Here is a 12,155-nt window from a genome sequence, read left to right on the forward strand (position 1 = left end):
GTCAAAAATACTCCATTATTAGTAAAAATAAAAAGGGAAGTGCTGAACAAGTTTCCACCCCGAATGAATAATAAGTGTCATCTCTTTTATTTTCAGAGAAATAGACGAAAATATAAGTTATGATGCTTGACATAAAAAAAGCTAGAGCATATGCTAATTCAAGATAGAAAATAGAGATCATACTGCTGATGAAAACTAGTGCATAAGCAATGTATTTGGTATTCTGAACCCCTATCAGCATAGGAAAGGTCTTTACGGTGTCACTATTCATATCCCGGATATCAAAAGGAAGCACAAGAGCGGTGATAAAGAAAAAGCTGATCAGAAAAATAGGAATACTGAACTCCGGAAGAGTGAGCCAGCAGTTGACCAGCGCCCAAACTAAGCCGACATAAAAAACTTTCAGCAGTGGGATTTTCCGGATATAAACATCGAGAAAAAAGCTATTATAAAGCAGTCCCAATACTACAATAATGAACCACTTCAAAAGCCTTATTTCATTATGGTTGTGAATGATTAAAAAGGCACAGATAATTCCTGCAACAGCATTGAGGACCACTATTTTGAAAAAGTGCTTGGTGTATTGGTATTTAGTATACAGATAACCACTGAAATAAGTGATGAAAATTAATGCAAAGGTAGGGAAACGGAATGTGTTTTGCTCTTTCATAAAAAATACTGCAAAAAGAGTTCCCATAAGAGAGACATAAAGTTGGCTGTCTATGACAGTTTTTTTCAGTATTTTTAAAATGTTCATTTATCAAAATTAATATATATGAAAAGATTTTCCAAGATTTTTATGCTTTTGCTTATAATGCTCAGCTTTTCAAAGGTATCCGCACAGAAATATTATGATACCCAGTGGAAAAAAGTGGCTGAAAACAGTACGAAAGGAGCTTATAAATCTAATCTTCCCATTATTTTAGACATACAAAAACAAGCCATGAAAGAAAATAATGCATTCGAGCTGATCCGTTCTCTGAAAGCGGAGTTCAGTATTGTAAACCAAACGGTGGACGATGACCAGAACGATTCCGCTTCCCAATTTTTTAAAAAGCTTAAAGATGCAGAAGGTAAATTAAGTGGAGAAGGCAAATTGGTATACAAAGTTTTGCTGAATGGCTTTTTCATGGATCATTACAATCAGAATTCATGGAAAATAAACGGAAGAACCAATATCAATTCTCAGGATGTTGCACAGATTGAGACCTGGAGCAAGCTTGATTTTAAAAATTATTTGACAAAAAGCTTCCAGGAACTTGATCAGGAAAAACCTGAAATGAAAAAGATTTCTCTGGAAAAATATAAGGATATATTTTCCGGAACGGGTGATATCGCGTATTTCCCAACATTGTCTGATTGGTATGCCATAAAGAAAGTAGAGTTTTTATCTGAAAACAATATTTTCACAAAAAATGAACTGACAGCAAACCGTACTGCAATCAATGCAACTTATGATGAACTAATTGCTCAGAATAAGGGAAATGCAAAGCTGTACTTCATAAAAGAAAAGATTACAGAGAATTGTAACTTCAATCACTGTAAAGATAAACTTGAGCAGCTTCAGAATCTTTTAAAATCTAATGTAGAAGGAGATTATAAAGTGATGATCATGGGAGAGATCATGGATGAGCTCGTTGGCAAAAAGAAACCTAAAGAAGCTATTGCACTGGCGGCTCAGGCTAAAAATGAATATCCGAAATCTCCATTTATTGAGAATGTCAAAAGTAAAGAAGCTCAGATTGTAAATCCATATCTGACTTTAAAATATGAAGCTCAGACCCAGAATAACCTTCCGATTCATTTTGTTGCACAATATCAGAACGTGTCAGAATTTACCCTGAATATTTATGAAGTAAAAGATGATTTTACATCACTGCTTCAATATGTTCAGAACTCTTATTCCAATACTTTTGGAAAGCTGAAAAAGAATCTGGTAAGGAAAGAAGTATTCCAGCTTCCTGATCCTAAAGATTATCAGAATCATAAAACTTCACTGGAAGTGAAACCGCTTCCTTCAGGAGTATATGTAGCAGAATTCACGGTTGCCGGAGCTGACATGAAAGATTCAGACTCCAGACAGAATTTTTACTTCCTGGTATCCGGAAACAGAATTATTTATCAGTCTAAAACAGACAGAAATCCTCTTTCTGATGAGTTAAAGTTGGTGAATAGTGAAAACGGAAAACCACTGACGAATGAAGGACTTCGTTTTTATGAATTTGTTTCCAATAAAACATTAAATAAAATTGAGGGTAAAACCAATGAAAATGGAGTATTTAAATTCCCTTCTACTGAAAGTAAAGAGTACTACCGGACTTTCCTGATCCAGCAGCCTAAAACCAATGATTTCCAGATCATGCAGGTGTATGGAAACAGAGGGTCTGCTGAAGACTATAATCCTAACAAACAAACCCGTTCAACGGCTCAGATTTTTATAGACAGAGGAATTTACCGTCCCGGACAGACGGTTTATTTCAAAGTTATCAATACGAATATCAATAAAGAAGTTGAATCTGTTCTTTCAGGATTAAAACAAAAAATAACTTTATTAAATACCAATAGTGAAGAGGTTTCTTCGCAGGAATTTACCACCAATGAGTTTGGCTCATATCATGGAAGTTTCATTCTTCCGAAAGGAAAACTGAATGGTAATTTTTACCTGAGAATAGATGGAGAAAGCCAGGGATATAAAAATTTCAGAGTAGAAGAATACAAAAGACCGAAGTTTGAAGTTACTTTTGATCCGGTAAAAGAGGAATACAAATATGGACAGACCATAGAACTGAAAGGAAAAGCAGTAATGTTCTCCGGTGTTCCGCTGAATAATACCACAGTCAACTATGAAATTAAAAAACAGAATATCAGATGGAGATATTTCAGCTGGTATCCACAGGACAATGATAATGAAAACTCAATTCTGGGCGAAGCAAAGACTAATGAAAAAGGAGAATTTATTATCCGTCTGGAGCTTAAAAAAGATGAGAAACTGGAAGGAATACAAATTGATAACTATGCCATCAATGCATCCGTTACAGACATTAATGGGGAAACACAGACTGCAAATACTCAATTGAAAGTAGCATCCGTTTCTCATTACATTCAGGCAGAAAATATTGCCAATACTTTTACTGGTGAAAATGTAAAAGTAAAGGTGGAAACCAAGAACTATAACGATCAGAATCTTAAAAAATCATATCAGGTTAAGTTATCAAAAATGACCGCTCCTGACCGAATTTTCAGAGATAATTTCAAATCTGACGTGCAGAATCTTCCGAAATATTCAAAAGAAGAGTTCATCAGCAAATTTCCGCATGATCTTTTTGATGAAAATGATGAAATTAAGAACTGGAAAACAGAAAAAGTATTGGTTGAAAAACAACAGCAGCCATCTGCAGATAATGCTCAGCTAACAACAAATCTTGATTTAGGAAAACTGGAAGCTGGAGATTATCAGCTGGAACTTTTCAATATCGAAGGGAAAGACACTATAAAAGCAGCTCAGAATTTCAGTATCTGGGATAAAACCTCTTTAAAACCAGCTCAAAAAACATTCCTTACAGTGATTGCTCCGAAAGAAGAATTATCAAGAGGAGAAAAGGCCAAAGTGTATGTGTTCTCAGCAATTCCTGATGCATTAGTGAATGTTTTTGTTCAGGATGGATCCGGAAAAACGGTTTCAGAAGTTCATCAGATCAAAAAAGGAATATTAGAATATACTGCTGAAATTCCTAAAGATAAAAGTGTGTCAGATCTGAACCTTCAGTTTCAGTTGGTAGCATTCAATGATGTGAATACAGAATCTGTTTATTTAAAAATAAAAGACACAGAAAAACCTTTAAAAATTGAAACGGTAACCTTCAGAGATAAACTGGAACCGAATTCTAAGGAAAAATGGACGGTAAAAGTAACCGGAAATGATAATGAAAAAATCAATGCTGAGGTATTGGCTAATATGTACGATATGTCTCTGGATCAGTTTGCCGAAAATAGCTATAGCTGGAGAAAATTGTACACACCATTTGTAATTGTTACTTCTTATGGGATCAACAATTACCTGCAGCAGCAAAACTATCAGAAAAGGCTGAGATATTTTGAAGACAAGTATATACAGGTTCCGCAATTCAACTGGTTTGATGGTGACTTTGCTCACTATGGATTAAAAGGAAGAGTTTCAGGAGTAATGGTTAACAATGCAGTAATGCCGGCTCCTGCTACTGTTGCAAAAGAAGCAGCAATTGAAGAAGTGGTTGTGACTGGATACGCAAAAAAATCTAATAAGCACTATGATGAAGCCTCAGCTACAAGAGTAAGAGCACAGGACGCTAATGGAGGTGAAGATTCAGATGGAGAGGATCTTGAAAAAATTCCTGTACGTCAGAATCTGAACGAAACAGCCTTCTTCTATCCGGATCTGAAAACCGATGCCGAAGGAAATGTAAACTTCGAGTTCACTTCTCCGGAAGCATTGACAAAATGGAAACTGATGTTCCTTGCCCACACAAAGGATGCAAGAGCAGCCACATTGGAAAAAGAAGTGGTAACACAGAAAGAATTCTCTGTAACGCCCAACTATCCGAGGTTCCTGAGAGAAGGTGATGAACTGAATCTTCAGTCAAAACTTTCAAATCTTACCGATAAAAAACTGAACGGTTCTGCCGAGTTACAAATCCTGGATGCCTTTACCAATGAAAATATTTCTTCAAAATTCGGAATGAGTTCAGGAGTACAAAACTTTAATTTAATTGAAAACGGAAGCAGTGCATTAACATGGAAATTGAAAGTTCCAGACAATGTTTCCTCTGTTATTTTCAAAGTAGTTGCTAAAGCTGGTCAGTATTCTGACGGTGAGCAGCAGGCTATTGCTGTATTGCCAAACAGAATGCTGGTGACGGATGCCGTTCCTGTTTTTGTAAAAGAAGGAGAAACCAAAACATTTGTACTGGATAACCTTAAAAATAATACATCTACAACTGCTACTAATGTTTCCAATACATTAGAACTGACAACCAATCCGATCTGGGAGATTATGTTTGCCCTTCCAAGTCTGAAAAATGATCAGAATAACTCAGCAGATGTGATCTTCAATAAATGGTTTGCAGATGTGTTAGCTTCAGAAATATTCAAAGCTAATCCGAAAATGAAAACGGTTTTTGAAGAATATCAGAACAAAGGATTATTACATTCAAATCTTGAAAAAAATCAGGAGCTGAAACAGTTGCTGCTGGAAGAAACCCCTTGGGTACTGGAAAGCAAAAATGAAACGGAGCAGATGCAGAAACTGGCATTATTATTCGATGTCAATACGATGAAAAATTCGATTAATCAGGATTGGGACGATTTCAAAAAACTGCAAAACCCTGATGGTGGATTCTCATGGTATCCTGGTTATCCAAGTTCTTACGGTACTTCATTGTATATCCTTAAAAACTTAGGGAAAATCAACTCTTGGTTAAAAGATAATGTGAAAGACTATCAAAGTGCCGATCAGAATGCTATTACAGCTAAATTGATTCAGTATGTAGACAATGAGGTAAATAAATATTTTGACGTGAAAAAAGGCAATGTCTGGAACAACTGGGCTATGGATTATCTTGATAGCAGAAACTATTGGGAAAAACAATATCCTTTAAAAGGAAAAGGAGCTACTCTGAAAGCGTTGGTAAAACAAAAAGCAAAAACAGCAAAGATCACAGATTTCACATTCTTCGGACTTCACCGTGCGGCATTATTGATGAATGATTACGGTCTGAAAGAGGTATCTGATAAATTGATGACTTACCTTAAAGAAACGTCTACAGATACAAAAACACAAGGGATTTACTGGAAGCAAAACCTGAACGACTGGGGATGGTTTGGTTCCAAAGTGGTGAACCATGCAGGAGCATTGGAAACATTCAATAAGTTAAGATCTAATGACCAAAGCTTTATTGAGGATATGAAAATCTGGCTGGTAACTCAGAAGGAAGTCAACTCATGGGGAAGCTCAAGAGGGACAGCCGAAGTGATCTTTACTATTCTGAATTCAGGAAAATCATGGACCGGAGCAGAAAGTGATAAAGCTACTATCGTTTGGGGAGGAAAAGAATTGGTTCCTCAGACCCAGGCAACAGGCTATGTAAAATCAACAGTGAAAACAGACGCCGTAGATAAAAACTTAGCCACTGTAACCGTTACAAAACCTGGTCCCGGAATTGTTCAGGGTGGATTGTTCTGGCAGTATTACGAAGATCTTGATAAAATCAAATCTTCTGAAAATTATATTTCCGTAACAAAAGAATTGTACAAAAAAGTGAAAACAGTAAATGGAGAAGAACTTCAGAAGATCTCTTCTGAAACCCCGTTGAAAGTAGGAGATAAGGTAACGGTAAGAATGATTCTGAATACAGACAGAGCCATGGAATTTATCCATATTAAAGATATGCGTGCAGCAGGATTCGAACCTGTGGATGTATTATCCGGATATCAGTGGAAAAATAATCTTGGGTATTATCAGTCGACCAAAGATGCTTCTACCAATTTCTATATTCAGTACATGCCGAAAGGAAAATATGTTTTTGAATACGATGTAGTAGCCAATGCATCAGGAAAATTCTCCAACGGAATTACGACGATGCAGAATTATTATGCACCACAGATGAACGCCCACACAAAAGGAAGCAATGTAACAATATCAGAATAATGTATAAGAAGACTGCAGTATAAACTACTGCAGTTTTTGTTGAAAGATTTCAAATGAAAATAGAATTAAATCAAAAAAATCAAACAATTGTTTAATTTTGGAATGGTTTTTGAAATTAGGTTAGTACAAATTAAAAAAATTATAAAGATGAAATTTTCTAAAACTTTAATTACTGGATTGGTATTGATGGCTGGAGTAAATGCTTTCGCGCAAAAGAAAGCAGAAAAGTTTGAAAAACTACAGATCGAGATGTTCCCAAAAGCTAAAGAAGGATATAAACAGGTATATATTCAGCTTCCAGTAGCAAAAAACGAAAACGACTTAAAAGTTGAACTTTTTGTAGGTGCTGAAAAAATGTTAGACTGTAACAACTATTTCCTGATGGGAGAAATGAAAACTCAGGATCTTCAGGGATGGGGCTACAACTATTATGAAGTAGAGTCTAAAGGAGAAACTGCCGGAACCCTGATGGGCTGCATGGATAAAAAACTGACTAAAAAATTCGTTACGCTAAAGCCTGAAACAGTAAGATACAACAGTAAACTTCCATTGGTATTCTATGTACCGAAAGACATCGAAGTACGTTACAGAATTTTACGTCCCGATGCTGGCTTGAAAAAAGCAGTTCAAAGATAAATCAGCTTATTATAATTATACAGAAAACTCCTCACAGTAATGTGGGGAGTTTTCGTTTTTTTATATAGTATCAATTTGGAATTAATTGAACGTATCGTTTGTCATTCCGCAGGAATCCAGGCTCTAAAATTCAGAATCACCTTATTCGCTGAGTGAAATGCCGTTGCGAACGAATTTAAAACAATTTATAATGCTTTTGCGAACATCACGTTATATTATAGGTTTTGGCTAAAGCCGTTTGAAATTTTAACCTTTTATCAAACGGGCTAAAGCCCATTCCTATTGAATAATCATTCTTGCAAATTTTACTGATTATTATTCCCCAAGTCTATCCACGCACTTTGTCATTCCGCAGGAATCCATGCTCTAAAATTCAGAATTACCTTATTGGCTGAGTGAAACGCCCTTACGAACGAATTTAAAAGACTTCATAATGCTTTTGCGAACATCGCGTTATATTATAGGTTTTGGCTAAAGCCGTTTGAATTTTAACCTTTTATCAAACGGGCTAAAGCCCATTCCTATTGAATAATATTCTTGCAAATTTTGCTGATTATTATTCCCGAAGTCTATCCACTCAGTTTGTCATTCCGCAGGAATCCATGCTCTAAAATTCAGAATTACCTTATTGGCTGAGTGAAACGCCCTTACGAACGAATTTAAAAGACTTCATAATGCTTTTGCGAACATCGCGTTATATTATAGGTTTTGGCTAAAGCCGTTTGAATTTTAACCTTTTATCAAACGGGCTAAAGCCCATTCCTATTGAATAATCATTCTTGCAAATTTTGCTGATTATTATTCCCGAAGTCTATCCACTCAATTTGTCATTCCGAAGGAATCTAAATTTCAAATCTCAGAATAGAATACTAAAGCTTGTTTTTCCGGTCTGGTACTTTTAAATCCTTTTATTTCCTGACAAAATTGCTTCAGAATTATTGTAAAAAAAGTAGAGTTAAATATTTTTTCAAAATTTTTTAGTTTTTAATTAACATTTAAACGCATCAGGCAAAACTTTATTTTGTAAGGTTTTAAACTTAAACAGATTTTAAACTTACTTTAAATTCACAGTATTGTAGAATTATCTTGAAGGATTTTACTTTTTTTTGCATTATATTTGTTGTAAACATAAACCATGAAAAACAATTTATTGATTTTTACGTTTAGTTTTTTTGCGTTCCCCGCTTTTGGCTGGGCACAGTCTGCGCCGGATTTTAAAGAACTTCTGGATAGTGCTATGGTTCGGGATTCGAACCTCAAAATGCAGGTGACCCAAAACAAACTTACCGATCTTGACGAACATAAACTGAAAGATATCTTTCTTCCTACCTTGGAATTGAGTGGTAAAGCCGGCTATCTCAACGGAACAGCAAGACTTACGTCACCGGAACTCAATCTCGCTCCCTTTATTAATATTCCTGAAGGGACTTTCAACAATAATTTCAATGTATCAGGATTTTCAGGTATTGCCAAGGCAGATGCCAAAATGCTTCTGTATTCCGGAGGGAAGGTCAAATACATGAAAAAAGCGGTTGAAGAAAAGAAAAAATCTGAAGATATCCTTTTGGAAAAGACAAAAGATGAGGTAATTGCTACGATTTCTAAAGCGTACGATCAGCTGGCTCTCATTCATCAGTCTAAAAAAGTACTGGATGAAAGTAAAAGACGGCTTGATATCAACAGAAAAACAGCCGATAAAGCACTTGGTTACGGCTTGATTACTCCTTATGACCATAAGAAAATCGAACTCGCTCAGGCTACCTTAGATGCGAAAATGGTAGAATATGAAGGAAAAAAAGAATTACTTCTTACCCAACTTTATATTTTAACAGGAATCAACAGAGAAAGGCTCCGAATGATAGATCCGGTATTATCTCCTGTAGAACTGCTTGCAGCAGAAAAAGGAATAGAACAGAGAGCAGAAATTCGAGCACTGGAACATGGTATAAGTGCTGCAGATTATAAAATAAAAGCCGAAAGAACCTGGATGATTCCTAAAGTCCAGCTGATGGCTTCCGCCTATTATATTGGTTTGTATGGGAACAGGATCAAATCTTCAGAAAATATAATTCCGGCAGTTCCGATACTTGGATACGAAGGGAAAAAGCTGGACTGGAGACCTAACAATATCAACGTATTCCCTTTGATTACGGCAGGAGTAGGTTTTAAATGGGAGATTTTTGACGGTAAAGAAGGAAAACATGCTGAAGAAACAGCCAAAGTCGGAAAAGAAGTATTGCAGAACCAGAAAGAAGATGCCCTGAAAAAACTGACACTGAACTTGGCAAATAATCAGACCAATTACGATATTGCTTCCGCTCAGATTACTTTAAAAGCCAAGGAAAAAGAACTGGCAAAAAATGCACTCGTACAGGCAGAAAAAGAATTCCGATATGGAATGAGTAAATCTTCTCAGCTTATTGATGCGGAAAACGATCTTGAAGCTTCCGAGCTGGAATATCAGAATGCCATTTTCAACCAGAGAAGAGCGGGAATAGAACTGATGAGGTCTACCCAGGAACTGGATATCACCAAATTTTATTTAATCCCTTAAAAATTTAAATGATGCATAAAAATATATCTATACTCTTCACTGCTCTGTTTTTGTTGGGGAGCTGTGACAAAAAAAATGAAAAGATCAAAGAACCTGAAGGAAAAACTAAAAAGGATGTCATCTCTTTTGCCCCAAAAGTTACCGGAAGGATCTTAAAAATATATGTTTCCGAAGGTCAAACGGTGAAAAAAGGAGATACTTTGGCTCAGCTTGATGTCCCTGAAGTTTCTGCAAAAATCGCGCAGGCACAGGGCGCAGTAAACGCCGCTTCAGCTCAGGAGCAAATGGCAAAAAACGGAGCTACATCCGATCAGTTGAAACAGCTTCAGGCCAAATATAAAGGTTTGAAAGAACAATACGAATTTGCCCAGAAATCGTATAAAAGAGCAAACAATATGTTCCGTGACAGTTTAATGTCTCCGCAGGCTCATGACGAAATTTATGCAAAACTGCAGGGCGCAAAAGCACAATATGATGCTGTAGTGGCAGAGCTGGATGACGTAAACAGAGGAACCCGTTTTGAAAAAATAGAAATGGCGGCAGGACAGGCATCACAGGCCAAAGGAGCTTTGCAGGAAGCCAATGTAGCCTATTCCGAAAGATACATCATTGCTACCAATGATATGGAAATAGAAACTATCAGTTTAAACACAGGAGAACTTGCAACAGCTGGTTTTGCCCTATTCAACGGATATATCCCTGAAAGTACTTATTTCAGATTTACCATTCCGGAAAGTGCTATTTCAAAATATAAAAAAGGGCAGGAAGTGACCATGCAGGTGGTTTATAACAAAGAAAACCTGACAGGAGATATCGTATACATCAAGCAGTTGACAAAGTACGCGGATATTACAACAGCTTACCCTGATTACCAGCTGCAGGATGCGATCTATGAGATCAAAGTAAAACCCAAAGACATGAACAAGGCTAAAAGTATTCTAGTAAATGCTAACGTAATTCTGAAATAAATGAAAAGAACGGATGAAGCTTCTATTGAATTTCATTCTCAAAATATAAAAATATACAGATGAAAGAATTTTTCCGTCTTTTGAAACGTGAGTTCAAACTTTTTATTGGCAATTCTACCTTAAGGACAGTGTTCTTTTTGGCACCGGTCTTCTATGCAACCTTGCTGGGGTTTGTCTACAAAAGCGGAAAAGTTGAAAATACTCCTGTATTGGTGGTAGACAGAGATAATACTCCTTTATCTAATCAACTGACGGAAATGCTGGATGATAATAAAAGCATTAAAATAATCAGATATCTTCAGGAACCGCTGAGCATCAAAGATGAGGTCATCAGGCATGAAGCAGCAGCTGTAGTGATTATTCCTTCAAGGTTTGAAGGAGATATGCTTCAGAAAAAATATCCTGAACTGAATGTCTATATCAATACCGGAAACGTCTTAACTGCAAATTTTGCCTCCAAAGCCCTTCAGTTAACCATAGGAACCTTCTCTGCCGGAGCTTCCATCAAGGCTCTTCAAAAAGCAGGAATGCCTGCAGCAAAGGCGGTGACACAATATGAACCTTTCAAAGCCAATTATATTACCCTCTTCAATACTACCGGAAACTACCTGATCTTCATGTGGCCCGCTATGCTGGCAGTAGTATTACAGCAGGTGATTCTATTAGCTATGGCTGTAAGTTTTGCAGCTGAATTTGAAAGAGGTTCTTTTGTCAAAGAATATCTCAGAATGAAAAAATGGGCCTTCCCAACCATGCTGATAAAAGTAATTCCTATCTGGGTATTTTCTATTCTCATTGTAGGTATTTACTACTTTATGCACATGATTTTCCATGTTCCTATGCCGGAAGGAATATTCAATTTTATTTTGCTGACGGCCGTTTTTGTAGGATCAGTTTCGTTTTTAGGCGTATTTATCAGTATCCTGATTCCTGATGCATTGAAGGCTACACAAATCCTTATGGTTATTGCTTCACCGGCTTTCATTATCAGTGGTTTTACATGGCCTTTAAGCGCGATGCCTGCCTTCGTTCAGTTTATCGCTAATATTATTCCATTGACCCCTTTTTTACAGGCTTTCAAAATATTATTAATTCAAAAAGGTTCGGTAGAACTTACATTCCCTTACCTGAAACATTTGAGTATCCTTTTAGTGGTATACGCTGTGATAGGCTGGATTGCTTTAAAGATCAAACTTTGGTTTATTTTCAGAAAAGCTGCTCCACAGGAAATTGCGGTTGAGAATGCTTCTGAGGAGATTGAGTAGTTTAGTGCTGGTTTCTGATTTCTGGTTTCTGGTTAATTTGTTGCTGGTTT

General features: G+C 36.5%; 6 protein-coding genes. 5 read left to right on the forward strand and 1 reads right to left on the reverse strand.

Translation table 11 applies throughout. The features are described 5' to 3' along the window. Position 1: 1 nt before the first annotated feature. Complete coding sequence (locus ACLMCG_RS11165; protein ID WP_223599667.1) at positions 2-757, reverse strand: hypothetical protein; 756 nt, start codon at positions 755-757, stop codon at positions 2-4. Positions 758-775: 18 nt separating this feature from the next. Here ACLMCG_RS11165 and ACLMCG_RS11170 point away from each other — a divergent pair, with 18 nt between their 5' ends. The 5 genes from ACLMCG_RS11170 (at position 776) to ACLMCG_RS11190 (ending at position 12,105) form a co-directional block, all read left to right on the forward strand. Further along, positions 776-6,682 (forward strand): alpha-2-macroglobulin family protein, encoded by a 5,907-nt coding sequence (locus tag ACLMCG_RS11170; RefSeq protein WP_413959601.1) that lies wholly within the window; start codon positions 776-778, stop codon positions 6,680-6,682. Positions 6,683-6,829: 147 nt separating this feature from the next. After that, on the forward strand, positions 6,830-7,318 hold the full coding sequence (locus ACLMCG_RS11175) for an ecotin (RefSeq protein ID WP_047378072.1): 489 nt from the start codon (positions 6,830-6,832) through the stop codon (positions 7,316-7,318). A 1,135-nt stretch (positions 7,319-8,453) separates the two neighbouring features. After that, positions 8,454-9,872 carry a TolC family protein gene (locus tag ACLMCG_RS11180; RefSeq protein WP_223599669.1) on the forward strand — a complete coding sequence of 473 codons (1,419 nt, stop codon included), beginning with the start codon at positions 8,454-8,456 and terminating at the stop codon, positions 9,870-9,872. 11 nt (positions 9,873-9,883) lie between these two features. After that, a complete protein-coding gene (locus ACLMCG_RS11185) occupies positions 9,884-10,840 on the forward strand; it encodes an HlyD family secretion protein (protein WP_413959602.1) in 957 nt (318 codons plus the stop codon). A gap of 59 nt (positions 10,841-10,899) precedes the next feature. Beyond that, positions 10,900-12,105, forward strand: coding sequence for an ABC transporter permease (locus ACLMCG_RS11190; RefSeq protein ID WP_223599671.1), 1,206 nt, complete (start codon positions 10,900-10,902; stop codon positions 12,103-12,105). Positions 12,106-12,155 lie beyond the last annotated feature (50 nt).

This window comes from Chryseobacterium sp. S90, assembly GCF_047444895.1.
Taxonomy (GTDB): domain Bacteria; phylum Bacteroidota; class Bacteroidia; order Flavobacteriales; family Weeksellaceae; genus Chryseobacterium.

What these genes read in the sequence shown, in the direction of transcription:
- ACLMCG_RS11165 (WP_223599667.1), bottom strand. Translation starts at nt 757, where the DNA reads ATGAACATTTTAAAAATACTGAAAAAAACTGTCATAGACAGCCAACTT.
- ACLMCG_RS11170 (WP_413959601.1), top strand. Translation starts at nt 776, where the DNA reads ATGAAAAGATTTTCCAAGATTTTTATGCTTTTGCTTATAATGCTCAGC.
- ACLMCG_RS11175 (WP_047378072.1), top strand. Translation starts at nt 6,830, where the DNA reads ATGAAATTTTCTAAAACTTTAATTACTGGATTGGTATTGATGGCTGGA.
- ACLMCG_RS11180 (WP_223599669.1), top strand. Translation starts at nt 8,454, where the DNA reads ATGAAAAACAATTTATTGATTTTTACGTTTAGTTTTTTTGCGTTCCCC.
- ACLMCG_RS11185 (WP_413959602.1), top strand. Translation starts at nt 9,884, where the DNA reads ATGCATAAAAATATATCTATACTCTTCACTGCTCTGTTTTTGTTGGGG.
- ACLMCG_RS11190 (WP_223599671.1), top strand. Translation starts at nt 10,900, where the DNA reads ATGAAAGAATTTTTCCGTCTTTTGAAACGTGAGTTCAAACTTTTTATT.